Raw genomic sequence first — 26,360 nt, 5'->3', positions numbered from 1 at the left:
ACTCTATGATCGTCGCAGCAAGGCGTCAAAGTCGAATTTCAGGTACGAGGTATTCTCAGCGGTTATGGTCCAAAACGCGGGCGCCCCCGGTAGGCGATAGAGCTCGCGTGCCCATGGACGACCGCTTCCATCGCGACAACAATCTCGGCAGCACGAACGCTCGCAAAAGCCCCAAACCCAGCAACGAGACGCCACACTCCATGATTGGTCCCAACGCATAACTTCATTGCCAAGGCGATACGATCAATGGACCGTGTTAGGCGGCCGTAGCTGACCGCGAATTTAGTCAGCCAACGAAACTTCTGTGGCGGCGTTCGGCTGTGGTCGAGACAAACGCCCCAGTTGGGTTACGCCATCCCGCAGAAAAAAAGGCAACTCAATCGAGCAAGGCTTTGGTTGGTGAGCATCGCGGGAGCATTCGGCAAGCAACGGTACGCACGCTGAAGAAGGTGACGGGATGTTCGCGCGCTCAACGTAAGCCCCTACGATCCCGTGTACATGCTATCCCAAACACAGGTCAGCATGCAGTAGTGGCAAATGACAACTGAAACCGACGCGGAATCAAGGCCGTTCTGTAGTGGCCAAGTTATTTCGGACAGGCAGATAGGTTCTTTCACTGTCGGTTTCGCCTCGTAGGCAACGGGCGATAGATACCCCAAAGTCGAATGCAAGCGTACGGCGTTGTATAATTCGCGCCGACCACACTCGACGCTCGACTACGTCAGCCCCATGACGTTCGAGAAAAACTGGTTCGCCGCCCAAGAGGGGCGAGCCGCGCAAATCTCTCAGCTATGGGATTCGCCAAACAGGGGCAAGGTCATGATTCAATCAGCCACTGCCCGGCCGGCAGTCATGTTTGCCAGGTCTGAGCGCCCTCAATCCGTCTTCTCGCGAACGCTTCGTCTTCATGCCCGCATAAGGCATCCCGCACTATTTAGTGCACTCATCAGTACGATGATCAATTTCAGCGTTCTGCTAGGTTTGCTTTGTCGCCGACTCACCGAATATCTCCGTCCACGCCTCTTCCGCAACCTGTTTAGCGCATCGTTCATACTCCTGAACACGCTCGATGTTTTTCGCCAATCTCGCATGACAGAAATGAAAATACTCGGGAATATCGGGCTTGAACCGCCTGATATCTAAGCGACAGCTCATGTCGATGACAGATAGGGGATGTACCAAGGAAATCCCCAGTCCCGCCGAGACGAATTCACACAGAGTGGGCGTAGTTTCGCTTTCTAACACGACGTTGAGGTCGACGCCGTAAGAACGGATAGCGTCATTGAAAGCACTGGTCGTCCGGTTGTCTGCCGCATATCCGATAAAAGGGATTCCCTCAATATGCTCGGGGGTGATAAATTCAAGTTGGCTCAGCGGGTGTCCTTTTGGCATGATGCAAACTAACGGGCTCTCCATGATAGGCGTCACCACCGAATTTGGGCTGCTCATCAAGCTCGTTGTGAATCCAACGTCCATCTGACGCGTGGCGACGCGATCCGACACAATGTTGGACGCTCGCATATGGATCGTCGGACGAACGTCTGGACACCGAGAGAGGAACATCATCGTCGCCCGCCTGATGAATGATCCGGATAATTCTGGAAGCACTCCGATAGCAAAGTGACTCATGTCCTTCCGCCGGATGATTGCGATCGCCTCTTCAATTTGTCTTAGACCCGCAAATACTCGATCGACTTCACCGTACAAGCGCATGCCTTGTGCCGTCGCAGTTAGTCGGCCTTTAACTCGTTCGAACAGTAGAAGACCTGTCTCCTCCTCAAGGTGGACTAGCAGTTTGCTCACGGCAGGTTGGGTCACGTGAAGAACCTCGGCTGCTCGACTCACCGTGCCTTGCTCGATGAGAGCTTTAAATGCCTCTATCTGCCGTAGTTGAATTTGTCTTTTCATATGCCGGCTGCTTTTTCTAATGTCATTCCTAGACTAGGAAAATGCTGATTAATGTGCGGCCCGTTCGGCATGCAGAAGAACAGGCGTCGAAATTTCCGGATAACGAATCGAATCGGCGCTCATTTCGGGGAATTCGGCTCGTAAACGAGCCTCTTGGTTTCCTCGCGCTTGTCTACGCCGATGTAGCCCGCGTCGCCGATCTGTCCTTTTGAAGCTGTGAAGAACGCTTGTTCTGACGGTCGCAGCGTTTACCCGGCACCGCTGAGCGTCCCGGCTAGCAGTCACTTCCATATGCAACCCATTTTCAGCTCCTTGGATGCCGGGTAGACAATGCAACTCGCTCGCTGTATGCACCGGTAGCCACAGCTTGCGGACGATCCTCAACAAGCGGAGACATTTTTGTCATTTCTTACATCGATGACCGATGAGTTTCCGAACTACGCGGGCTACACAAATACCGTTCTTAAACGAACTGGATCTCCGACAAGCTTTCCGTCAAACCACGCATGTCGCCTCGTCTGGCGTCCGAAATGGCCCTGACCACAATGTTCTGCTGCTCGGGAGTGGCAACGAAACGCGTGGCCTGTCGAAACTTATCCTCGAGTTTATCCCACGGAAGACCGTTGTCCTTCGGGAAGGTTACAGGTGAAACAAAGCGCTGATCCCCGCATGTGACCGTGACACGGGCTGGCAGCATGCCGCTTTCCGCATAGATCTTGTCCAGCTCCGGACTTAGCGAAAGCTCCACCTTGTGTGAAAGCGCAGTGACAGAGGGATTGTTTAGGACATCGCCAGTCAGTGGCAACAGAGCCTCGTGACCGTAGTGCGCGACCAACGCGAGACAATATGGATGACTATACTGAACATCCATTATATCTCTAGGTTCTTTCCAGTTCGAAATGCGTAAGGCCGGCCCGTATGTTTCGACCTCAATCCTGTCGATACTTCGACCCACTAACCGATGTTCTTTGATCAGCTCGATTAATGCATCAAGCGCACCGTGTAGATGCCTGCAACAGCAATACGGCTTAAAGCCCGTCGTGCGAATGTACTGGTAAGAACCGAGGTCTAGATCGTTCGGAAAATTGTAGTAACGCGTTGCGTCCAAGATATTGCGGGCGCCGTGAAATCCGTTCTGCGCTGATGCAAGCGACTCCAAGCCGGTCACGACAGCCCACGTGATGCCTTCCTTGACATGGTTTGGCTCGGGATGCGGTTTTCGGGGAGCGGGAGCGCTCGCCAACGACTGATTGGGTGCACTTTCCCCAGCAATCGCCAAAGCGTGTTCCATCACCTCGCGGGAGGACCGGCGAAGCGCCGCAGCCGTAGCGACGACTGCATAAGGCGCCCAAGTACCACTACTTCCGTAGGCGCGCGCAGCGCTAATCGCTGTACCCACTTCATAACCGATGACAATCGCATTTAATAGCTCTCCCAAGGTGGCTTTCGTCTCTTTGGCAACGGCAATGGCTGTTGGAATGACGGCGGCGCCAGGATGGCCCCGAGATGCCGGCGTGTCATCGTCGAGGTCTAGCGCAGAACCGGCGGCACTGTTTGCCCAAGCAGCTCCAATGACGGAACTGGTCTCTCCCGTAAACCAAATAGGAATGTCGCCAGGAGGTCGCGTTTCGTGAGCCGTCTTTCGGATCGCAAGGGCCGCCGCCTGCCCAACTCCAGCGCCAACAGCACTGAGCAGATCCAGGATACATTTGAGCGCGAATTCCAGCGACTCTTCTGGAGCTCGATTTTCCCGCGCCTCCACGATATAAGCGGAAAATTTTTGGACGATCCCGCCTTGGGGATAACGCTCGTCCTCGATCACATTAGTCGTCATGGTGCCTCGATAACATCAATTGAACATTTCGAACTTGATAGTTGGCTGCAAGTGACACTTTAATGCGCAACACCGCGATGTCCACCCACGATCCCGTTTTGCTGTCGGCCTGCCATAATCGAGGCAGCCGGACACTCTTCAAACATCAAGCCGTCGGCCATGAGAAAAAAGCTGTACACAAGGGCCAATTGCCCTCGTGTACCCGGACGGAGCCGCCCGTAACGGGACAATGTTGGTTCGTGCCGTCAGGCCACTTCTACGTCGTCGAACTGTTGACGCGTTCATGGGCGACCGACACCGTACCGAAGTGCTTAATGCATGGCCGCTGCAGCAGAAGATCCGAACGTGCCGCGATCGCGTCTCTTCGGACTAATCCGCCTTTCGATCATGAATATAACTCTGCTGATAAGAAAGTTCATGCTGAGATATATGCAGCCAGCTATCAAAAATACCTCTAGGGGGCGGTAGCTCTCAGAGATGATTTGCTTAGCCACTCCTGTCACTTCGACTATGGTGATTGTCGACGCAAGTGACGTTGACTTGATCATAATCATAAGTTCGCTTCCATAAGCTGGGAGTGCTTGCCGCATTGCGATCGGGAAGACAATTCTGCGGAATAAAAGGACGCTCGACATGCCAATTGACCGCGCCGCTTCAATTTGTCCCCATGGTACTGACTGAACACCACCACGAATGATTTCGCTGGTGTATGCCGCAGTGTTCAGCGACAGAGCTAAAATCGCACAAAACCACGCATCGCGAAATAGCGCCCACAGGCCGAGGTGTTCCAAGACAATTCTAAACTGCCCCGATCCGTAATAAATCAGGAACATTTGCACCAGAAGCGGCGTGGACCGCACTACATATACGTAACCATAACCGAGAGAAGCCAAAAGTCTACTGTGTGAAAGCCGAGCCAATGCAACTGGGACCGCAAGCAGGAAACCAACAAAAAGCGACACGGAAGCCAATGCGACGGTCGCGGGAACCGCCGCAAGAAGCTTGGGAAACGACTCATATATCAGCTGAAAATCCATCACCGACTCCTTACGCCGCGGTTAGCCCACTTCTCTGCTCTCAGAAATCCCTGGTTAGAAATCGAAGAAAGCAAAAGGAAAATCACGAAGGCGACCAGATAAAACGTAAACGGTTCTTTGAAAGATCCAGCTCCGATGGCAGCTGTGCGCATGATTTCAACCAACCCAACAACGGAAATGAGCGAGGTATCCTTTAACGCCAGTTGCCAGACATTCCCCAGACCGGGCAAGGCGAATCTCGCGGCCTGTGGGATAAGAATCCGACGAAGTAGCACTGTCCGCTCCAATCCCATTGCCACTGCCGCTTCAATTTGTCCTGTTGGAATGGCTATGACCGCCGCCCGTATGACCTCTGTCGCATAGGCGCCGGCACTGATGCCGATGCAGAGCACACCGACTGCGAAGACGGGCAGTTCTATATAACCTTCGAAGCCGAAAACAGCGTTCGCGACATAGCGGAGCAACGTATCCCCACCAAAGAACACCAGAAAAATTATCAGCAGCTCGGGAATTCCGCGTATGACCGTCGTATAGACGTCAGCTAGAAAACGCAGCAAACTGAAGCGAGAGAGTTTTGCCGCGGCAAAAACCGAGCCGAGCAAAATGCCGACGGGAAATGAACATACCGCGACGGCAACGGTCATAAGGGTGCCACGCGCAAATTCATCAACCCACGCTGTGCTTCCCCATGCGAGCACTGAAATATTCACATTCATTCCCCATCAAATTGAGTTCGGCTATGCATAAACGACCGTATTCACTTACCTATTCCTTCGGCGAATTGTCGAAGCCGAACCACTTGATGGCAAGTCTGCGCAGGCTGCCATCCGAAATTGCTTCCCCGATCGCCTTGTCGAACATCGCACGTAGCTGATCGTCATTTTTGCGAAATCCAGCGGCCACTCGGCTGCCGAACGGCCCGTTCGTCATACTAGGGCCAAATGTCCGCAGGTTTTTGCCGTCGGGCTTGTCCATCAACGGCTTGAGGAAATTGAACGAAACCATTCCCGCATCAATTCTCCCAGCCGTCAAGTCGAGCATCATGTTATCCGTGGTGTCATATGTCGAAACTCTCACGGTCGGCATGAACTTCTTCATGAATGTCTCGAAGTTGCTGCCCACCTGTACCCCAACGGTTTTTCCCTTGAGAGCGGAGGTGATTTTTTTTATCGCTGACTCCTCATCAGCATCAAATTTGTCCAAATTCAGATTTGATGGCGATATTTTGAGAGCGGTTAGATCGCTCGCCGATGTGGTGACGAAAACCATCGGAGTGGTTACGTACGGCCTGGAAAATGAGATAACTTTTTCTCGGGCGGGTGTGATCCCTATTGCAGCCATAATTGAATCAAACCGACCGGACAAGAGAGAGGGAATTAGGCTGTCATAGGCCTGATCGACGATTTCGCACTGCAATCCCATCCGTCGGCACAAGTCGCTAGCTACATCGATCTCAAAGCCAACCATCTTGCCGCTCTTGTCCTTGAAGGCATACGGAGCATACGAAGCTTCGGTACCAATCGTGATTCTCTTGTACTCCTTGGCCATAACAGGGTCGCAGAGCATCAATGCAGCAGACAGCATTCCAATAAGCGCACCGATTTTCAGGAACTTCATGAGCATCTCCTGGACTATGTCCTATCTTCTTCGTTTTACGATTCTCGGAATTTCAATATCGCGTTTTAAGTCAGTCAAAGTACACGCGAGAGAAATTCACGACATCTCGGCGATGCTGGATTTTTGAAAACCTCTTCTGGCGTCCCTTCTTCCTCAATGCGTCCCCTTTCAAGAAAGATCATCTTGTTGGAGACATCACGAGCAAAACCCATCTCATGAGTAACGACTATCATAGTGCGCCCCTCTTCCGCCAACTTCCTGATGACTTTCAGCACTTCTCCCACTAATTCGGGATCGAGTGCGGAGGTCGGCTCGTCGAAAAGGAGCGCAGCCGGTTGCATCGCGAGCGCACGCGCGATGCTTACCCGTTGCTGCTGCCCACCAGACAACTCGGATGGGTAACACGCGTGCTTGTCCGCAACGCCAACTTTCCCAAGGAAATCCATTGCCCTATCGCGCGCTTCGTTCTTTGGCAGCTTCAGCACATGGACTGGCCCTTCCATCACATTTTGCAGCACGGTCATATGGGACCACAAATTGAAGCCCTGGAAGACCATACCGAGTTGCGTGCGCATCTGGTCAACTTTCTTGCGATCCATCCCGACGACGCGACCGGTTGCGTCGGTTTCCACGCTGATCTCGCGCTGCCCCACCGCGATGCGGCCTTTGGTAGGGACCTCAAGGAGATTCATGCATCGCAAAAACGTACTTTTTCCCGACCCAGAACTACCAATTAACGAGATCACGTCGCCCCGCTCAGCCTGAAGCGAGACCCCTTTGAGCACTTCGTGAACGCCGTAACTTTTGTATATGCCATCGGCTACGAGAGCCGGTGTTTTATGGCCCACCATGCCGATCGTGGTCCCGCCCGCCTCTGGGGTCATTGACAAGGCGTAACTCGCAGATTGGTACGCCGATCGAAGTGCATTAACCACCTTCATCTCATCTCCTCATGACTGAACATCTCAGGTTTGACATTTACGTCAACCTGAGAAGGATTATCGTTATAGATATTAATTAAACGTTGTACTGCCTTGCGCTGTCGGACCTGCAATGAACGCGGTGGAAGCGCCAAGCACCCTCGACGGACGAAAAAAGGCGGCCGCCGGTCGTTCGCTCGATTTACGCCCGTCTCAGCGCCGAGCGATTGCGGATAAGCTCAGAATACGTATGCCCAAATTGGGTGTCAAAGTCGAGTTGAGACACGATGGTATTCCTCCGGGTTATACCTGCCTTCCGTTACATCGGGCACGTTTGCGGGTCGCACGAGCGCATGTTGAGGTTGCGTCCCAAGACTTCGGTCGCGTGCCCGTTCTGGATTTGGTACGATTTGCACCACGTACGCAATGCGAGCATTCTGATGTCAAGGAGACCGCCGCACGCCTCGGAAAATGGCCATCTCCAGGAGCCAACCCATCACAGAACCTCCCGTGATTGAGCCCCTTTTACTCTTCGATCCAATTTAACGCTCGTTTGAGGTCGAAATTGTTCCAAGGTTTTCGTTTGCCTTCGGCCGATCGGCAGAGCGCCCGCAATTTGACTACCAATGTCATCAGCGACCAATGATCTCTTGAAGGGCGAGGTAGGCGCTGGCTTGCCTCGGGCTGCCAGCGATGCGGCAATAATGCGACGATGGGCTTGGCCCTCGTGGGCAGGCGGGTGAGGATGTCCTTGAGATTGCGTGCGGGTCTTGCCTATTGAGTTGCGCGAAGCGTAGTAAGCCACCGGCCGATACGCGCGTCTTCGCCGGCGGCAAAGCGCACGAAGCTCACACGGCTGTAGCCGAGGCGGCATACCACTTGTCCCCGATATGTCCCTCTAACGTAAATACACCCGGTGCGTAGTCGAGCTTCTCCTGGATGTCCTCGCCGATTCGCACGCATTTCATCACCGAAACGGTGATGAGGCTAACCTCAATCCTTGAAGTTATCCCCCCAAAAATCGTATTATTAGAGCTTCTTAGGCATTCGGACGCGCAATACTCTTTTCGAACGAAGTACTCATACAGGCCTTTAACGGCTCCAAGTCAGCTTTTGAGCGCAGTTCTTCAACCGCGGCGAGCAGTTGCTTTTGCTGCGCACCAGTGGCGTGAAACCGCGTCGCCGCAACGTATTTTGCCTTGAGTTCTTCCCAAGAGAGGGAGTCACCGGCTTCGCCGCGTGGCTCGGTAACCTCCGATACATACCGACGTCCCCCACACACGATTGTGACTCGCGCGAGTGTTCTGGCAGGGAATTGTTTATCAATTTCGGCGTCGACCGTTAGCGAGACCTTGTTGGCGAGTGCGCTCACTCCCTCGTAAGTTAAGCAGTCTATCGTGAGGGGCAAAAGCGACTCTCGTCCCGCGAGGGCGGCGAGGGCCACGCAATAAGGGATGCTGTACTGAACGTCAACAAGGGTAGCTGGGCAGGTCTGGTTCGCGATGCGCAGCGCCCCGCCGTACGTCTCGATGTCGATCGCCTCAATCGCCTTCGCATCGAGTTGATATTGCTCGATCAGCTTCAGGGTGGCTTCCAAGGGCGGGTGAACGTGCCGACAGCAGCAATAGAGCTTGTAGTAGGCATTGCAGATATGCAGAGACTCCCCGAGGGGCGATACGTCGGCAAACCTATAGAGCAGACCGCTGTCAAGTATGTTCCGGGGACCGGTGAACCCGCCTTCTGCGAGATCGAGCGCGAGCATCCCGGTCACTACGGACCATGGTATGCCCTCCTTAATGTCGCTGCTCTCCGGTGTTGGGAAGGAGAGCGGTGGCGCGCTCATGAACAACGAATTGGGCGCGCTTTCGCCTGCGATAGCCAACGCATGCTCGACTACACTACACGAGGCACACCTCAATGCCGCGGCTGTTGCGACAACTGCGTAGGATGACCACGTACCTGTCGTACCGTATGTTGTACGGGCCGCAGCGATCGATACGCCGACTTCATAACCGATGACGATTGACGCAATCAAATCTTCCAGCCCGGCTCCCATTTCAGCCGCAACCGCAAAGGCCACCGGAATGACCGCCGCGCCTGGGTGCCCGCGCGCGCGTCGATGCCCGTCGTCGAGATCCAGCATCGACGCAGCCGCGCTATTCGCCCACGCAGCACCGACGACCGAACTGCCCGTTCCCGTGAACCACATCGGTATATCGCCCGATCCCAGATATTTACATGCTGTCGCGCGAATCGCGACAGCACCTGGTTCGCTAGCCCCTGCCCCCACCGCGCATAAGAGGTCGAGGATGCGTTTTAGCGCAGATTCCCTGGCAACCCCGGACACCCGCCTACCGCGAGCTTCGACGACATAAGATGCAATACGATGAATCGTGCTTTGCTGCAGAGAAAGCTCGTCATCAGGCGGAGGATTGTTCATGACGTTCCAGAATTATGTGACCCGACCAAATGTGCGTAACGCACAAATCTATGTTCAAAATGATTGCACCGGCGTGCGACCGCCCAGGGATCCGATGGAAGCCCTTGGTCGTCGCCACGGATACGACGGACGGGTCGTAACGTCTCCAAGGGGACTCGAAGCTTTGTCAATGAGCATGCGAGTACTTGCCCTGAAAAATCGGAATGCCCCTTTTCGCAAGTAACCCGAACCCGACCACCTTTGGCAACATCTACGCCGATCTGCGACGCCCGACCGTCCTTAATAACAATTGTGCGCTGATGCTACTGCCAACCCACCCGATGCTCACTCGAGTGACGAGACATGTTAGGCGCGTCTCGTCGAAAAATCAAAGTCTGATTTTCAAACGTCAACATTCCAGAAGGTTATAGCGCTGCATTGTTTTATCCCGAGCATTTAACGAAATGCAGGGTCTATTGGCGAGTACATCGTCTCTGCATAAACACCAGAAAGAGGCGGGGATATGTCGTTGCACTACGGACGGGATGCCGTTTTTGGCCGGGACCGAAGCCCCTTTCATGCGCAGCGTACCGAATGATGCACTGATCTCGACGTCCAGCGCGGGAGATCACGAAGCTGCAGACGTTGCTGAAACGATGAAGACAAATGGCTTGGAGCAAAGGTGCGAGGCGAACTGGGCCTGAGTTGCTCGCTTTCCTAAAGGCAACTCCGCACCCATAACCTTCCAGAATACATCCACGATCAAACCGGACTTTGACACGAGATATTTGCCTCTCTATTCTGAGCCCCATTAGCTTTGCTTCTCACTGGATAAGACGGAACGTGCCTTTTCTGCCGCAGTTTGATGCAGCCAATAAAAGTTTTTACAAGGACAAACGCTTGTCTTGCAACCGCTAGTGTTTTCGCACGTAAGAGCATCGCATTGAGCACCAAAACCCACCACACTCAATGTAGTTTTGCAGATCGATGCTATCTCATATGCGAAAAACGTGTAGGTGACGTTTCGTTTGCCCTCTCCAAAAAGCGATGGGTTTTGGCTTGGCTGAGAAACTTAATACATAACCGCCTAGGTCGTGCACGGCCAGTAAACTATTTCAAGGTATAAGGCACATGCAAGTGACAATCGTGGGAGCCGGCGCAATCGCTTTGGGTTATGCGGCGTATCTCATACAGAATGGACATAAACCGAAAGTTTGGTCTCCATCTGGAGCCCGGACTGCAGACTTCGTTGCTGGACTTCCCCTTCACGTGAAGGGAGCGGTCGAGGGAGAGTTCTACTTGGAAGTCTGCGGGAAAGCGGAAGATGTCGGCGACGCCGATGTCATTATTTTGGCATTGCCGGCCTACGGATACCGATTCGTCCTCGACAGCATCATCCCTCATATCCGCGCACACCATAGCGTAATTATCAGCGCTCATCTTTCATTTGCCGCTCTCTACATTTCCCAGCGCCTTGCGGCGCGGAGGCTCGTCATCCCCATAGCAGCTTGGAGCACCACGGTGCTAACGTGCAAGACTCAGTCTGCGAGAGCTATCACGGTAGGCACGATCCGCGCCAAGGTCGACATGGCCGCATTTCCAACCCGCCACATCCACCGGATTCATACCACTTGCGTTTCACTCTTCGGAGACCGGTTCGCACTGAAGGACGACATGCTGACGCTGACGCTCAGCAACATTAATCCGCAAGATCACATGGGTATTGCGCTAGCCAACTTGACCCGTATTGAGAAGGGCGAAAGCTGGAGGCAAAACTCCAATCTGACACCAACAGTCGGGAGGCTCCTTGAGGCTCTAGACCAAGAGAGACTTACCATTGCAGCAGCATTCGGAAAGTCAGTGAGAACGACCTTTGATCATTGCAGGCTGTCTTTTGGCGTGGTTGGTGACTCACTTTCGGCAATATCGGAGCAACTGGTCCGGCAAGGGAGTGATCCGCTCGGCCCGAGAGACATCGCGACACGCTACGTGCTCGAAGACGTGCCATTCGGGTTGGTACCGACGCTTCGACTCGCCGAGCTGGCTGGGGTGAGAGCACCCTTGCACGAGGGCGGCGTGGTAATTCTCGGCGCTTGTTACGGTCGGGACTTTGTGGCGGACAACGACATTCTTCCCGAGATTGGACCGCTTCAAATCGACACCCTCAAGAGGCTTGTGGTCGACGGCTATGCCGTTCCAACCTAGATGCCATTACATCCGGCGCGGCGCTCGATGGGCGTCCGAGTCCGACGCCACCGACGCAATAAAAGCAGAAGTACTATGCCGCAAATCCAGACTTGGAGTTTATGAGAAACCAAAATGAAGATGAAAACGCTACTAGTCGCCTTGTGCGCAATGTGCATTCCATTTGCGGCATTCGCGTACGATGGAAAGGAACTTAAGTTCGGAGTCGACAGCGCTTACCCGCCATTTGAGTCGAAAACCCCAAGTGGCGAGCTCGTTGGATTTGACATTGATCTGGGTAATGCAATTTGCGCGAAGGCAATCGGTTTCAGCCACAAGATATACGCCAACTTCGAAGCGCTGGTTGTAAGGGGCGGCTCGGCTCTGGTGGCAATGCCCGAATCGCTCAACGAAAAGCATATCGGAGTCTTGCAGGGAAGCACACAGGAAGCCTATGCACGGAAGCATTGGACGAATGGAGTTGACATTGTGCCCTACCCTTCGCAAGACCAGGTGTGGAATGACCTCGCGGGTGGGCGGCTCGATGCGGCACTGGTTTCGGGGCCGACGGCTGAGTCGGGATTCCTGAATACTGCGCGGGGTCGTGATTTCGGTTTCGCGCGAGGTCCGGCCGTGCACGACGCCGCCATCTTCAGTCCCGGCGTTAGCATCGGTGTGAGAAAGGGTGACAGAGCCCTGCTCGAAGCAATCAACGGTGCGATCGACAGTCTCCGCAAGGACGGGACGTATGACCGAATTGCAAAGAAGTACTTCACGTTCGACGTTTACGGCGGTTAATCGACGTCAACTGCCCAGCAAAACAGACCGCGTGCCCGACCCAGGGTTGCGCATAAAAAAGCATCGAGACACAGAATATAAGGTTTGGAGACCTCAATGAAAATCAAACTTCTTGCAGCTTTCGTGATATCAGCCGCCGCAGCTCCCGCAATGGCCCAAAGTACGGTGACGCTCTACGGTCTGATCGATGAAGGAATCAACTATACGAATAACGTCGGTGGCGACAAGCTGTTCGAGCTCCAGAGCGGTACGGTCCAAGGGAGTCGTTGGGGCTTGAGGGGAGCGGAGGATCTCGGCGGCGGTCTTAAGGCAGTTTTCCAGTTGGAGAGCGGCTTTAATGTCAATAATGGCAAGCTCGGTCAGGGTGGCCTGATGTTTGGGCGACAGGCGTGGGTCGGCGTCGCATCCAACCAATACGGGACGGTTACTCTCGGTCGACAGTACGACTCCGTCGTCAACTATCTGGCTCAAACGACGGCGAATGGCACATGGGGCGGGGGCATGTTCTCCCATCCGTACGACAACGACAACACGGACAACACCTTCCGTGTCAACAATACTGTCAAGTACACAAGTTCCGAGATTGCTGGCTTTAAATTTGGCGGCACGTACAGCTTTAGCAACGACACTAACTTCGCCAACAATCGCGCGTACAGCATGGGCGTCCAATACGTCATAGGCGGCTTGCTGCTGGAAGCCGCCTATCTGCAGGCGAACAACCAGTCGTCCACCGCCGGTGGTGCAATCGGGAACAATCCCGCTGCGGATGAAAATTTTCTGGGGAACAAGTTGCGCATCTTCGGCGCGGGGGCAACCTACACGTTTGGTTCGGCCAACGTGGGCATTTCGTATTCGAATACCTTCGTCGCCAATCCGGTGTCTTCGGGATACGTCGGCAAGATTACGCCAGCCTCGGGCACGCTTTCCAACCTGCGTTACCAGAATTTCGAAATCAACGGCAAGTACCAGTTCACGCCAGCCTTCTTCGTCGGGGCGATGTATACGTACACCCTGAGCGGTTTCAACGCCACCACTGGAAAGCTAAAGCCGAATTACGAAACTGCGGGGCTGATGGCTGATTACTCACTGTCAAAGCGCACGGACGTCTATGTACAGAGTGCGTATCAGCACGTCGGTGGTGACCGTACTGGCAGCGTTCTCGACTTTGCCTTTGTGCCGGTGGCCGATGACGTATCGTCGAATCGCAATCAGGTGGTTGCACGCGTCGGCCTGCGTCATAAATTCTAAACCGGGCCAGATATCGCTCGATTGACGTTCGTCCACGTTCCGAGCGAACCTGTTGGGCGGCGCCTTGCGCCAGCCCAGTTGCTACAGAAGCGGAGAGCGTCCTCACCAGCGCACCCACATGCCGGGCCTCCGCGGTGATCTCCTGCGAGTGATGTTTGCGCTTGCACATGTAGGCGCGCGTTCGTCGCATCAGCGCGTGCCTGCGTCGGCCCTTTCTTCGGCGCCCAACTGCCATAGGGTGATGGAACTGCTCAACCATATCCCGCCCCGCCTGACGATGCTGAAGCAAACTACTACCGGCAATTCAACAATACTGTTGCAGCCGGTATCGACTTAAACCAAGCGGCCTCCAGAATTCCGAAAGCGATTCAAGTTACCCGATGGATCCGGTCACTTCTTAGTAGCCGAAGCTAACGGCAATTGGAAAGTCGCGCTATCTACGAATCGCAAAAGCTCCGCCTTCGACATGTGGTCTACACCGAGGCGCTTCAGATTACGGCCAGTTTGAAAATAGTTAACGCCGTTGATGGAGGAAGCGATTTCGATCACGGCTTTGATTGCCCGAGACTCTATGCCCACTCTGGCGCCGAGTTCGTACCAAGGGACCAAGATATATGGAATATCCTCACATATATATCTATGTTGCATACGATCAGGCGTTTTGACCTTCGTGGAGTTATGAGTTTTGGATTGGAAAGCGAAATCGGAGAAGTTGGAACAATCTCCGCCGTAAAAGCCGATCATTTCCTCGAGGACTGTCGGCAGTCGAAAACCGAAAGCCTCTCCGATTCTCAATCGCTCATTGTCCAACGCCTCTACGACCCTTCCGACAGAGGGTGAGATCCCGTCACGATAGAAGAAAAAATCTCCTTTTGTGCTTTCTATCCATCCCGTATTTAAAATACCTCCGACAGGATGAATGACACCATTATTCGACTGCATTCCAATTGCGAAAATGTTATCCCACCACAAGAGCCTTTCCGGAAAGATCGCGGTGATTTGCGATAACTGTTTCTCATCCATGGCGTTCGAAAAGGCAGCAATCGGCAAACAATTCTTAATTCCAGTGATCCGGACTTCGCCGTCCCTGACCGACGACGCATAGGGCGAGGAATTTGTCTCTAGAACTGCCTGCGGGTTTAGCTCTCTTGAACCCATTGGGGAAAAAAAATTGGCATTATTGACTATGATGACATGTCGACTCAAATCGAAATTTTTTAGATCACCAATGAGATTGTCATGCGCGTATGCTGGAACAGCAATCACGAGAAAACGCGAGAAGTTTACGGCCTCATCCATATCAGTAGTTACAGTCGGATAAAACTCACCCGTGATAGCCATGCTAGCCAACAAGCGACCGTTCGCTCGGATCGCATCAATATTACGACGATGATCTGGATTCCCGTAAAGGAGAACCTCGAATCCACGACTCGCCAAATCGGCCGCGAAAGCGCATCCACAATTTCCGGCGCCGATGATTGAAACTGGAAACCTTAATGACATGTCATCTCCGCATAAACAAACAGAAGTTTTCTGTGACGCCACCCAATATTGCGACGTCATGCAAGGCTGAACGTCGATCAGTAGTTGTGCGTTAGCGCGACGACGGCACGCAACGAACGTGCCACCGCGGAACGAGGCCACCTCTTTAAACGGCTCATGTACCGGTTAATGTGGTGAGGAGAACAAGATGCGATTCCTCGTCCAGTGCAGATCATGTCGCGAACGTTACAAATCCAGCATCTTGAGTTAGATCTGTCCGAATCTCGACGTATTTGTAAGGCAATGCGTATTAACCACCGCTGAACAATCATCTGTGCGGAAAGGTTATAAGGCCAAAACGATGTTTTGGCACTCGGATCGCGTAGGTATGTTGGTGCGAGCTTCTTACAACACGGGTTCCGCTGACGGATACATCTCAATGATCTTCAATTTGGCGCCCTAGTGCCGTAGGCCCGCGAACACCTCCAATAGAGCCTCCCAATCTGTACGTAGGGGCGTTCATTCCATTTGTCGTCGCGTAGTAGCCGACGCTGCGCGACTGGGTCATCCGTCGTGAAGTGTGACAGACCCAATCGCGCGCCAGGACGGGACACGAAGGCACCGCTTGCGACAAACCGCGCGCCGTTTGTCGGGAATCCGACGTCGGCAATGTCAGCCGAGGCAATTTCGCGAAATGCGCCAAAAGTTCGTTCACCGGGGATTTCGAGCTTTCAGGCCGACATGGTGCGAAAGCTGCATGCAGACAGCTATCCGACCTGGGATATTTCGACAAACCGCGACGTCCCGTAACGCGGCTCAATTCCGTCCACGCTGAAATGGCCCCGACAGTTAGCCGGTATGCGCCGTGTGGGCTTCGTTACCACACGCGATCGAGCAGGCACTCCTTTTTCGCGGGACCTTCGCAACATGAAAAAACTTTTCGTGATGACGCGCACAACGAAATTCTGCCTTCTGCGGTATGTCGGTTTGAATTGTGTTACGTTAGGGAATGCTCATATAAGTCACGATTCTTTTGAGACATCGGAGCAGTCTGGCTACAAGTTGCCGACCGAAAATCGGCTTTTTCGCACACGATTTAGAAAGCTGCGCGGGATTGCGTTCATGTTCTACGCGATTCTGCTCTTCGCAATAAGCAATGCGGTTGCGAGGATCATTCCGGCAAGATATCCGGCGAACGAGATGATGTTCTTTCGGATGCTATCCGGATTAATTCCCGCCGCGTTCCTGTTCGGGACTCGTCACATTCAATGGAAGGAACTGACGATTTATCGCTTAGGCGGTCATTTCATCAGAGCCGCCACAGGGCTTGCCGCAGTAGGATTTTTCATTGCCGGCGTGCCATATCTGCCTTTATCAACTGCTGTAACGCTGAAGGAGACAGAAGCAATCTTTGTCTGCTTTTTCGGCATCGTGTTCTTGGGCGAGCGTTTTCGTCTACCTACGGCGATAGCGTCGATGTCCGGATTCGTGGGAGTCGCGGTGGCTTCCTCACCATTTAGCGCCAATGGTGCGTCGCTGCGCGCAATGATTCTAATTCTGCTGAGTGCTATGTTTAGCGCCGGTTCAGTCATCCAGGTCAAGAGACTCTCGCGAACTGACGAGCCAGCGACAATCGTCTTCTATTACACAATCATAGCGACGATTGTTAGCGGAGTGTCACTTCCCGTCGCTTGGGTAGCGCCAGATCTAAGGGATCTCGGGTACATGGTTCTTTTTGGGCTGACTGCAGGTGTAGCGCAACTTATGCTAACGATCGCAGTCGCGACTGTCGCCACCCCAATCGTCGCCTCATTTGGTTACCTCAGCATTGTATGGGCAATCATTTTCGACTATTTTATTTGGGGGGAGGTCATTTCTCTACAGGTAGCACTCGGGACGGTCATAATTATTGCAAGTGTGCTCTACCTGTCGTGTCGCGCCTAAATGATCTTTCGTGACAGAGCAATCTGCGCAGGACCACGACCAGATACTGATATGACTTTCGCAGTCGAGTACCGCAAAGGTGACGACGCGAGCGACAGGACGCGCCGCTCAAGCTCGTCTTCTTCCAGATGTTCGACCGACGCCCAGCCCAGTCCTGCCGCTGTGGCAAGCTGAAGATACTGCGTGATCGTCCCCAGACCGACGCTGAGGGCGCCCTGCACGCTGGCGGTGCGTGAGATCGCATGCCCACTTCAGGCGGAGTACTTCCTTGATTTTGCGCATGGTTGTGCGATGAGCCGGCATCGTCGGTCGCTCCAAAAACGGAGCTACCTTAACGCCAGCGGATTGGTCTATACGCTCGAGCGCAACGAGCAGACTTAGATCGAAACCCTTAAAACCCATTTCTCAACATATCCACGCTATAGATGCAAGGCATCAACGCAATCGATTTTACAAATCAATTTTTGTGTTGCACAGTGAAGCCTCTCGTTGCGGAAATCGGAATCGAAGTTGATTGATCGAATACTTCAAATTTATAAGTAGTACGACAATGTTTAGACGTGTCTCCATGTTGACCATACTTTTAGATGTATCTCTCGACGCGCCACCTAAGCTTACCGGAACCGTGCCCGTCGCAGCCTTTCGGTTGGGACTATCGACCGTGGAGCGACCTACTGGCTCGATAATTGAACGAAACGGTCCAGAGCTGTGAAGGTCCTCAATTGCGTATCCGCGGCGCGCGACGAGTGCCACAATCGCGCCGGATGTCGCGACGTCTACTTAACCTTTGACGACAGTACCAATTCCTTTTTCATACCGAATTTGCTCGATTTACTCGGGCCGTACATGCGTGCCCCGTATGGCATGTGGACCGAAGCAGTGCTCACTACGTCAACGAGCGCTGGTCTGGCGCCCCTCCACTGGTCGGCAGGCCCGCGAGACTGGTCTCGTCCCGGCGTGGACGCGATTGTCAGCGCAGTGCTGGCCTCTGTCCGGCCGGGTGCAATTGTGCTCTTGCACGACGGATGCCCTCTCGATGAGTTGGGACGATGCACTCACGCTGGTCGGCGCGAGCAGACCCTCACGGCGCTTTCCCTCATGATTCCAGCATTGCATGACCGGGGGTTTGCAATCCGATCGCTTCCTCAACCTCACCGGACGAACCAGGTACCCTATGAACATGCTTGCCGCAACTAGCACTGTCGCTGTCTCGTTTTATGCGCTGCTCTCGACTGTCTATAAAAGCACGCAGGCGCTTTATGCTCAGCCGACAAACGTGTCATCGCTGTCGGACGGCCTGATCGACTCCGACACTCTGCCGGGCGTGGATGTCATCGTTCCCTGCTTCAATGAGGACCCACGCACGCTCTCGGCATGCCTGGAGTCCATCGCAAACCAGGACTACGCCGGAAAACTGCGCGTCTATGTGGTTGATGATGGTTCTGCGAATCTGGACGCCGTGAGGCCGGTATACGATGCGCACACGCGCGACCCCAGATTCAACTTCATTACGCTCCCCCAAAATATGGGAAAGCGCAAGGCACAGATCGCCGCGATACGCTCTTCATCCGGGGAACTGGTACTCAACGTCGACTCGGACACGACGCTGGCGCCCGATGTCGTCAAGAAGCTCGTATTGACAATGCGAGACGCGACGATAGGCGCCGCCATGGGGCAGTTGACGGCCAGCAACCGCAGCGACACCTGGTTGACCCCTCTGATCGATATGGAGTACTGGTTGGCTTGCAATGAAGAACGCGCCGCACAGGCTCGCTTCGGCGCTGTTATGTGTTGCTGCGGTCCATGTGCTATGTACCGCCGGTCCGCGCTCCTTTTGCTGCTAGATCAGTACGAGACGCAACTTTTTCGCGGGAAGCCGAGCGACTTCGGCGAGGACCGTCATCTGACGATTCTCATGCTGACGGCAGGTTATCGGACCGTGTACGTTCACGACGCCATTGCGGCGACAGTCGTTCCAGACAGACTGGGGGCGTATCTGCGCCAACAACTGCGCTGGGCGCGCAGTACGTATCGGGACACGTTGCTTTCGCTGCGCCTGCTGCCCCGTCTCGATCGTTACCTCACGCTGGACGTGATCGGGCACAATCTGGGCTCGCTATTTCTCGGCTTATCGCTACTAGCGGGTCTCGCGCAGCTCGCATTGACAGCGACAGTGCCGTGGTGGACTGCCCTGATAATCGCATCATCGACCATGATCCGCTGTAGCGTGGCATCGGTTCGCGCTCGCCAGGTTCGATTTCTTGGCTTTTCTCTTCACACACCCATTAACCTCTTTCTCTTGCTCCCCCTGAAAGTCTATGCGCTGTGTACATTGAGCAATAGCGATTGGCTGTCCCGTGGCTCTGCAGGGAACGTATCGAACGTTCGTGAAAAACAGGTCGATACTCCGAATCCGGTTACAAAGCCGAACGCCACTTCAGCGTCAAGATCTGCGACTCCACACCGTCGGCAGGATCACGCGTGCGAGTCTTCAACATTAGCGACGTCTCACGAAGCATTCGATGGCGATTAGTTAATCGTACATATAGATCTCGAGTATTGCGCCAACCCAGAACCGCCCACCATCGGCACTGGTCCGCTTGAGTGCGATCGTCTCACGCAAAGGCTCGATTGTCGTCTTCCCAACGCCAGTGCATTCACCGAAATCCTGGTACTTCATTGTCAGTAACTCTCGCGCTTGGCAGGCAAGGATCTTCTATCGACCAGGGCGTTTTCAATCGGGCCGCGGCAGCAGAACGGCTTCTTTTTCTTTAAGACGAGTGCGTAATTTCCTTCTTATCTCCATGTCCAAAGCAGCAATCAGCTTCACCGGCGTAAGGAAGTCATATGGCGACAAGATCGTAGTCGACGGATTGTCGTTCAGCGTCGCGCCTGGAGAGTGCTTCGGTCTGCTAGGGCCAAATGGCGCGGGCAAGAGCACGACGGTGCGTATGGTTCTCGGCATGGCGCCGCCCGACGCAGGCAAGATCATCGTGCTCGGGGAGCCAGTGCCGGCGCGCGCTCGCTCGGCACGTATGAGCATTGGCGTGGTGCCGCAATTCGACAACCTTGAGCCCGGGTTCACCGTGCGCGAGAACCTTCTGGTGTTTGGGCGCTACTTCGGCATGAGCACACGTGAAATTGAAGCGGTCGTGCCGTCGCTGCTCGAATTCGCTTGCCTCGAAAGCAAGGTCGATGCGCGCGTCACCGAACTATCCGGTGGCATGAAGCGGCGGCTGATGCTGGCACGCGCGCTGATCAACGATCCACAGTTGTTGGTCATGGACGAGCCTACAACGGGTCTCGACCCGCATGCGCGCCACCTGATCTGGGAAAGCCTGCGGTCATTGTTGGCGCGCGGCAAGACGATCCTCTTGACCACCCATTTCATGGAAGAGGCCGAGCGGCTGTGCGACCGACTGTGTGTGCTGGAGGAGGGGCGAAAGATCGCCGAAGGCGGGCCTCGCGTGCTGATCGAAGAACAGATCGGGAGCCACGTGGTCGAGATCCACGGCGGCAATCCGCATGAGCTGCGCACGTTGCTCGCGCCGCACGCGCAGCGTATCGAGGTCAGTGGTGGGACCCTCTTCTGCTATGTGTCCGATCCGGAACGGGTGTCTGTACAGTTGCGCGGGCGCGCGGCGCTGCGCCTTTTACAGCGTCCAGCAAATCTCGAGGATGTCTTTTTGCAGTTAACCGGGCGCGGGATGAAGGAGTGAACGATGAGAGAGTTTTATGCAGCGGCCCTGCCCGCGAACGTGTGGAACTGGGTTGCAGTGTGGCGCCACAACTATCTGGCATGGAAAAAAGTCGCGTTTGCCTCGATTCTCGGTAACCTTGCCGATCCTATGATTTATCTGTTCGGCCTCGGCTTTGGTTTCGGGATAATGGTAGGTCGCGTCGATGGCGCATCTTATATCGCGTTTCTCGCGGCGGGTATGGTCGCCACGAGCGCGATGACCTCCGCGACCTTCGAAACGATTTACGCAGCTTTCTCTCGCATGCATGTTCAGCGCATGTGGGAAGCGATCCTGTGTACACGGCTCACGCTCGGCGATATCGTTCTCGGTGAACTGGCATGGGCCGCCACCAGGGCCTTTTTTGCCGGCATCGCCGTCATGGTGGTAGCCACCGTACTGGGTTATGCAGCGTGGTCATCCATTCTCTATGCATTGCCTGCCATCGCCCTGACTGGCCTCGCCTTCGCGAGTCTGGCGATGATCCTCACGGCGCTTGCACCCAGTCACGATTACTTCGTGTTCTATCAAACGCTCGTTCTCACGCCCATGGTGCTCCTGAGCGGCGTGATCTTCCCGATCAGTAAGCTACCTGCCGTTTTTTGCGACGTAGCGCGCTTCTTGCCGCTCGCACATTCCGTCGACCTTATCCGTCCCGCGATGCTCGGACGCCCGGTGGGCAGTGTTGCCCTGCATATTGGCGCTCTCTGCATTTGCACGGTGTTGCCGTTCTTCCTGTCGGTGGCACTGTTACGTCGACGCCTCATGTCTTAATGCCAGCTATGGCCGGCGCATTACGCACGGTTTGCGTCTGCGCATCGCGCGCGTCGCCGTCGGGGTTCTCGACGTTGAGGAAAAGGCCGTAGCGTTGTGCGGAATCGGGCATTGCAGGCCCTCTCGTGGAAAGACCACGTCAAAGGCAAGTTTTGCGCCCACATCTCGCGGTACGTAAAGTCATGACGACGTCAGCCATGCCTCAGGCAGAAGCGCGACGCTGCGACCACGCCGCGCGGCTGGGCAGGCCGAGCCCGCAACACGCCCGCGATGAAGCTCGTCACGCTCGACGAACGCAAAGCGGACCACGGCGTGCGGTGACGCGCGCACAATCGCCGCAGCGCGACCAGCGAATCCGGGTCGATCAGATCCAATGGGCACAGCACCCGGTAGGCGCCCGACAGCAAAGCCTCGAAGCCTTCGGCACGGCTATCGTCGTCGATGGTTCCGGTGTGATGAACGAACTCGCCTCCGGCCGCCTCCACCAGCGCACGCAGCACGGCGTTGATGCTTGGCCGCCCGCCCACATAAACCCATCGACGCCCGCTCAATGCGCGCGTCAATGCGCGGTCGTCGAGCAGCGCCTGCTCAACCGCGAACAACTCGTGCTGCAGGCTCGCGACATGTGCCCGCGCGCGCTCCAGCGACAGGCTCGCACTGCTGTCGGGAAGGCATGTGCCGCGGTTCTGATTCATGACGGGCTGCGCTTCGGATCGCACCGTTACGGCAACGGCAGGCGGCATGGGTCTCATGGAGAGCGCCTCGTGACATGGCCCGCAAGCCGTTCGCCCGCTGCCGGAGTGAAAAACCAGCTACGCACCGTGTCGTACGTGTAGCGCGTCCGGCCGGCATGACGCGCGTGCGGCGCCAGCCGATGCTCGGACAGCGGCTTCGCCCAGCCCCAGAAGTCGGCCACCCGCGACGCGACACAATCGAAGCGGTGGCCGACGCGTGCTGCCTACTCCGCTCCAAAGCAAAGCGCATGGTCCGAACAGACGCCACAACTCGGCGCCTTGCAGATGAACAGGCCCTCGCGCTCGCACAGTTGCTTGTAGAAGAACTTCTTCCACTTCATGTCATGCGTATTCTTCGCGGCCAGCCGCGGAAACCAGTGGCTGATCAATGCGGACAACTCGCGCCGCGACGGCAGAAGCAGGTCTTGCCAAAGGTGGTTTTGCCCGAGGCTCGCGCAGGCCAATGCATGGGCCACGCAGTTCGCCTCGTCTGCCGGGCCGGCGCGGGGATCGGCATGGTGATTGAGCAACGCCACCAGGTCTTCCAGTTCGTCGCCACGCGGCATCGTGGCGGGCGACAAGACGCACGTAAGACCGAGCGCCGAGCCGGCACCCGGGAACCAGCGCGCGAGCATCCGGCGCGTCTGGTCGGCGTCCAGTCCGGGCATCGGCAGCACATCGACGCCGTGGTGCTCGAACCCGCTCGACAGCACGCCGGCCAGTGCCAGCACGGTGGGATCGCCCGCATCCACCGCACACGCCATCAGGGTTGCATAGGCGTCCATCGCGGCATCGCTCAGAGAACGGCCGCCGCGTGCGTGTAGCACTTTTTCGGGCAGATCTTCGCGCACGCGGTGCAGCCGACGCACAGTTCCCGATGCACGATAATCATCACCTTCTTCTCGTACTCGTCGTCGTCTTCGTCTTCGTCTTCGTCTTCGTCGTCGCCGTCCAGTGCGACGTGCGCGCCGTCCTCGTTAAGCCCGACGAGTTGCAGCACGCCACGCGGACAGACACGGAAGCAACGTCCGCAACCAATGCATTTTTCTTCGTCGAGCCTGTTGACGAAGGTCGGCGTCCAGGTGGCGCCGCTCGGCAGCGTAACGCTGAAGGTATCGCTCATGATGTGGCTCCATGGCTTCGCTGGTTCAGGCCTCTGCCGCAGCGGCAGCCTTGCGGGCTGCCATCAGCGCGGCGTGGGCGTCATGGCAGCGCTGGGCGACAGCGAGAATGTTCTCCCAGTTGGTCGGGAGTTCCTCTGAGAGGTCGTGCAGGTCCAACTTCGCCCGGGTCGCTTGCGCGTTGAGTTTCTTCAGGTGCGCCTTGAGTTCATCGGCATCGGTGCTCATCGTCTCGGTCCCCTCACGATTCCTTCAGGCGCCGTACTGTGCGACGGCGGGGTACATCCGGATCACCTCGACCGCTTCGTCGAAAAGCTTTGCGCCCGCCTGGGCGAGCGTCTCCAGCGAAGCGAAGCCGAACCGGTGTACGTCGCGCAACTGCTTGTTGACGACAACGAGCCGCCCCGCGATCAACACCATGCGGCCGAAGCCCTCGTGGCTCATCTTCATCATCGGCGAAACCATTTGGCCGGTCTCGCGCTCGATCGCCACCGCAATCGCGCTATAGAAAAGCTCGAGCCGCCACAGCGTTTCGGGGTCGGGGTCGCCCATGATCGGAATCGCGCGGCGTTCCTCCGGCGTGTGGATGTACGGCTTGAGCAGTTGCAGGTCGGTCTTTCCGTCCCACACGCCGTGGGTGTCCTGCGCGCGCAACTGCTTGACGAGCTGCTGCACAAACGGTGCGACCAGCAGCATTTCGTCGTTGGCCTTGGACGGAATTGCGGATGTTTCAGCCATGGGATACCTCATCGTCTTCAAAGTCGTATACACGTTCGCCATCCTTCGCCAGCGCCTTGCGCAGCCACGGCGGCGGCGTGCCCTTCAGCACCTGTTGCAACTTGCCGAGAGTCTCCTCGATGGACTCGGGCCGCGGCACCTTGATCGGATGAATCTTCAGCGCAACCACTCGAGCCGCGGCCGAGCCGCCGATTGCGGCGACGTACAGGATCGCGCAATCCTTGACGGCTTCGAGTTTGGGCGCGAGCTTGTCCTCGTCGCCGTCCTCTTCGAGCTTGTCACCAAAGTCGAACGCCTCGACGAACTGGTAGCCGTCCGGTGTGACGTCGTAGGTGACGATGCTCCTCGCCCAGCCAAAATGCGCATCGACGAACTGCCTGTCCTGGGTGGCGAACGCGATCTTCATGCTGTGTGCTCCTTTAGGCGGGTCAAGCACCGGCCGCGACGACAGGAATGTTCGCTTCGCGCGCCGGATCGGGCGCGGCCAGATCGATAGCGGCCTGCGGCAGCGGCCATTCGCCCGGATCGTGATGCGGAACCTGCTCGATCATCAGGTTGGCGATCTCAAAGATCAGGTTCATCGTGCCGCGGTAGCCGACGTAGCGTCGATGTGCGTTTCCAACCCGGTCGAAGACCGGAAAACCGATCCGGAAGAGCGGCTTTTGCAGGTGCTCGGCCATCTGCCTGCCGTGCGAATGGGTGATCAGCAGGTCGCAGTCCGCCGCGGCGCGCTCCATGTCTTCGAGATCGCCGATCACGACCTGATCAGCGGGCAGCAACGCGTGCGCGCGCGATCGCGTCGTGCTGATGCAGCAGCGCAACTGCGCGCCCATCTCGTGCAGCATGCTGCCGACCGCGAACAGCAGATCGGGCTCTGCGCCGATCGCGACCTTGATGCCTCCGGTGTAGAAATGGCCGTCCAGCATCGCATCGAGCAATTGGCTGCGCTGACGCCGGTATTTCGCGGGAACGGGTCGTTCGGAGCGCTGCGCGAGCAATTGCAGCAGACGATCGTTGGGTTCCAGTCCGGTGAGCCGCCCGAACACTTCGAACGGTGTGCCGGCGATAGCATGCAATGCCTCGGCGCCGTCGCGCGTCTGCTCGCCCACGCCGATCGTCAATGCCGATGCACCCGCGGCCCGGATCTCCGCGAGCGTGGTACCACCCAGTGTGGTGCCGCGCCAGTCCGGCGCGATATGGCCGTCGAGCGAGCCGGAAATGTCGGGCAGCACGATGACATCGAGGCCGAACGCTTCGATGATCTCGCGCAGTTCGTCGATGTCGCCAGGCGACAGATGGCTGCCGGGCAGCAGCGTCACCTGATTGGCCACCGTTGGCAACGCCTTGACCAGCGCGTTGACGATGCCGGTAATCGCATGCCGGTAGCCGTCTTCGAATGCGCCGACATAGTCGGGGGTCGACACATAGACGATCTCAGTGTCGTTGAGTTCGGGCTTGCGCTTGCGCACGGTAACGAGATAGCCGTCCACGTCGTCGCCCTCGGTCTCGGTGAGACCTGTTGAACAGATCGCGATGACCTTCGGCGCAGCGCGCTTGCGGATGTTGAGCAGCGCGGCCTCGATGTTCTCGTAGCCGCCGAGCACCGCGGTGACTTCGTCCATGGCTGTCGTCTGCAGCGGGATCGCCTCCCTGAAGTGGCGCACCAGCAGCACGAGGCCGAATGACGTGCAGCCCTGCGAGCCGTGCATCACGGGCATGCAGGCATCGAGCCCAAGGAACGCGAGGCTCGCGCCCAGCGGCTGGCTCATCTTGAGCGGATTGACCGCACAGGCTTTCATAGATTCGACGACATCGGCCATGGCATGTTCTCGAGTTCGGGGGCGTCAGGTCGGCATACTGGGTTC

23 protein-coding genes are annotated in these 26,360 nt (G+C 56.0%); 7 read left to right on the top strand and 16 right to left on the bottom strand.

Features of this window, described 5'->3' with window-relative positions:
- Positions 1-975 precede the first annotated feature (975 nt).
- The 7 genes from OKW38_RS01490 to OKW38_RS01460 all read right to left on the bottom strand — a co-directional run bounded on the left by OKW38_RS01490 (position 976) and on the right by OKW38_RS01460 (position 9,756).
- On the bottom strand, positions 976-1,908 hold the full coding sequence (locus tag OKW38_RS01490) for a LysR substrate-binding domain-containing protein (RefSeq protein WP_090811254.1): 933 nt from the start codon (positions 1,906-1,908) through the stop codon (positions 976-978).
- A 463-nt stretch (positions 1,909-2,371) separates the two neighbouring features.
- A complete protein-coding gene (locus OKW38_RS01485) occupies positions 2,372-3,742 on the bottom strand; it encodes an MmgE/PrpD family protein (protein WP_429359646.1) in 1,371 nt (456 codons plus the stop codon).
- A gap of 311 nt (positions 3,743-4,053) precedes the next feature.
- Complete coding sequence (locus OKW38_RS01480; protein WP_090811259.1) at positions 4,054-4,779, bottom strand: ABC transporter permease; 726 nt, start codon at positions 4,777-4,779, stop codon at positions 4,054-4,056.
- Entirely contained in the window at positions 4,779-5,495 is a 717-nt protein-coding gene (locus OKW38_RS01475) for an ABC transporter permease (RefSeq protein WP_429332317.1), read from the bottom strand. The genes OKW38_RS01480 and OKW38_RS01475 overlap by 1 nt, the downstream gene beginning before the upstream one ends.
- 49 nt (positions 5,496-5,544) lie before the next feature.
- Positions 5,545-6,396 carry a transporter substrate-binding domain-containing protein gene (locus OKW38_RS01470; protein WP_184010321.1) on the bottom strand — a complete coding sequence of 284 codons (852 nt, stop codon included), beginning with the start codon at positions 6,394-6,396 and terminating at the stop codon, positions 5,545-5,547.
- A 74-nt stretch (positions 6,397-6,470) separates the two neighbouring features.
- Positions 6,471-7,247 carry an ABC transporter ATP-binding protein gene (locus OKW38_RS01465; protein WP_429332824.1) on the bottom strand — a complete coding sequence of 259 codons (777 nt, stop codon included), beginning with the start codon at positions 7,245-7,247 and terminating at the stop codon, positions 6,471-6,473.
- 1,108 nt (positions 7,248-8,355) lie between these two features.
- A complete protein-coding gene (locus OKW38_RS01460) occupies positions 8,356-9,756 on the bottom strand; it encodes an MmgE/PrpD family protein (protein WP_429332318.1) in 1,401 nt (466 codons plus the stop codon).
- A 1,110-nt stretch (positions 9,757-10,866) separates the two neighbouring features.
- Between OKW38_RS01460 and OKW38_RS01455 the strand changes: the two genes are divergently transcribed.
- The 3 genes from OKW38_RS01455 to OKW38_RS01445 all read left to right on the top strand — a co-directional run bounded on the left by OKW38_RS01455 (position 10,867) and on the right by OKW38_RS01445 (position 13,965).
- Positions 10,867-11,940 (top strand): NAD/NADP octopine/nopaline dehydrogenase family protein, encoded by a 1,074-nt coding sequence (locus OKW38_RS01455; RefSeq protein WP_429332319.1) that lies wholly within the window; start codon positions 10,867-10,869, stop codon positions 11,938-11,940.
- A gap of 114 nt (positions 11,941-12,054) precedes the next feature.
- Positions 12,055-12,717, top strand: a complete 663-nt coding sequence (locus OKW38_RS01450; protein ID WP_429332320.1) for a transporter substrate-binding domain-containing protein — start codon at positions 12,055-12,057, stop codon at positions 12,715-12,717.
- 96 nt (positions 12,718-12,813) lie between these two features.
- Positions 12,814-13,965 carry a porin gene (locus tag OKW38_RS01445; protein ID WP_429359645.1) on the top strand — a complete coding sequence of 384 codons (1,152 nt, stop codon included), beginning with the start codon at positions 12,814-12,816 and terminating at the stop codon, positions 13,963-13,965.
- A gap of 390 nt (positions 13,966-14,355) precedes the next feature.
- On the opposite strand, the gene OKW38_RS01440 is transcribed toward OKW38_RS01445, so the two are convergent.
- Entirely contained in the window at positions 14,356-15,468 is a 1,113-nt protein-coding gene (locus tag OKW38_RS01440; RefSeq protein ID WP_167368798.1) for an NAD/NADP-dependent octopine/nopaline dehydrogenase family protein, read from the bottom strand.
- A gap of 906 nt (positions 15,469-16,374) precedes the next feature.
- Here OKW38_RS01440 and OKW38_RS01435 point away from each other — a divergent pair.
- The 4 genes from OKW38_RS01435 (at position 16,375) to OKW38_RS01420 (ending at position 21,902) form a co-directional block, all read left to right on the top strand.
- Entirely contained in the window at positions 16,375-17,391 is a 1,017-nt protein-coding gene (locus OKW38_RS01435; RefSeq protein WP_244145117.1) for a DMT family transporter, read from the top strand.
- Positions 17,392-18,565: 1,174 nt separating this feature from the next.
- Positions 18,566-19,924, top strand: a complete 1,359-nt coding sequence (gene nodC / locus OKW38_RS01430; RefSeq protein WP_429359642.1) for a chitooligosaccharide synthase NodC — start codon at positions 18,566-18,568, stop codon at positions 19,922-19,924.
- Positions 19,925-20,171: 247 nt separating this feature from the next.
- On the top strand, positions 20,172-21,110 hold the full coding sequence (nodI, locus tag OKW38_RS01425; RefSeq protein ID WP_429332826.1) for a nodulation factor ABC transporter ATP-binding protein NodI: 939 nt from the start codon (positions 20,172-20,174) through the stop codon (positions 21,108-21,110).
- Between the two features lie 3 nt (positions 21,111-21,113).
- The gene (locus OKW38_RS01420; protein ID WP_090811273.1) at positions 21,114-21,902 is read left to right on the top strand and encodes an ABC transporter permease; all 789 of its coding nucleotides are present in this window, start codon (positions 21,114-21,116) and stop codon (positions 21,900-21,902) included.
- On the opposite strand, the gene OKW38_RS01415 is transcribed toward OKW38_RS01420, so the two are convergent.
- From OKW38_RS01415 to nifN, 8 genes are all read right to left on the bottom strand, one after another.
- The gene (locus tag OKW38_RS01415; RefSeq protein WP_429332324.1) at positions 21,892-22,014 is read right to left on the bottom strand and encodes a hypothetical protein; all 123 of its coding nucleotides are present in this window, start codon (positions 22,012-22,014) and stop codon (positions 21,892-21,894) included. The genes OKW38_RS01420 and OKW38_RS01415 overlap by 11 nt on opposite strands.
- 79 nt (positions 22,015-22,093) lie before the next feature.
- Positions 22,094-22,597 carry a hypothetical protein gene (locus OKW38_RS01410; protein WP_429332325.1) on the bottom strand — a complete coding sequence of 168 codons (504 nt, stop codon included), beginning with the start codon at positions 22,595-22,597 and terminating at the stop codon, positions 22,094-22,096.
- A 263-nt stretch (positions 22,598-22,860) separates the two neighbouring features.
- Complete coding sequence (locus OKW38_RS01405; protein ID WP_429332326.1) at positions 22,861-23,421, bottom strand: nitrogen fixation protein NifQ; 561 nt, start codon at positions 23,419-23,421, stop codon at positions 22,861-22,863.
- An 11-nt stretch (positions 23,422-23,432) separates the two neighbouring features.
- Positions 23,433-23,759, bottom strand: a complete 327-nt coding sequence (gene fdxB / locus OKW38_RS01400; protein WP_429359640.1) for a ferredoxin III, nif-specific — start codon at positions 23,757-23,759, stop codon at positions 23,433-23,435.
- Between the two features lie 25 nt (positions 23,760-23,784).
- Positions 23,785-23,985, bottom strand: a complete 201-nt coding sequence (locus OKW38_RS01395; RefSeq protein ID WP_090811280.1) for a CCE_0567 family metalloprotein — start codon at positions 23,983-23,985, stop codon at positions 23,785-23,787.
- Between the two features lie 24 nt (positions 23,986-24,009).
- The gene (locus OKW38_RS01390; RefSeq protein ID WP_429359638.1) at positions 24,010-24,495 is read right to left on the bottom strand and encodes a NifX-associated nitrogen fixation protein; all 486 of its coding nucleotides are present in this window, start codon (positions 24,493-24,495) and stop codon (positions 24,010-24,012) included.
- Entirely contained in the window at positions 24,488-24,901 is a 414-nt protein-coding gene (gene nifX, locus OKW38_RS01385) for a nitrogen fixation protein NifX (RefSeq protein WP_090811284.1), read from the bottom strand. The genes OKW38_RS01390 and nifX overlap by 8 nt, the downstream gene beginning before the upstream one ends.
- A 22-nt stretch (positions 24,902-24,923) precedes the next feature.
- Positions 24,924-26,315: a nitrogenase iron-molybdenum cofactor biosynthesis protein NifN gene (nifN, locus tag OKW38_RS01380; protein WP_429359636.1), complete on the bottom strand. Its 1,392-nt coding sequence runs from the start codon at positions 26,313-26,315 to the stop codon at positions 24,924-24,926.
- Positions 26,316-26,360 lie beyond the last annotated feature (45 nt).

It is taken from the genome of Paraburkholderia sp. MM5496-R1 (genome assembly GCF_050436205.1).
Lineage (GTDB): Bacteria > Pseudomonadota > Gammaproteobacteria > Burkholderiales > Burkholderiaceae > Paraburkholderia > Paraburkholderia tuberum.
The sequence above is the reverse complement of the archived record's forward strand: the minus strand, read 5'-3'. Positions and strand labels throughout refer to the sequence as shown.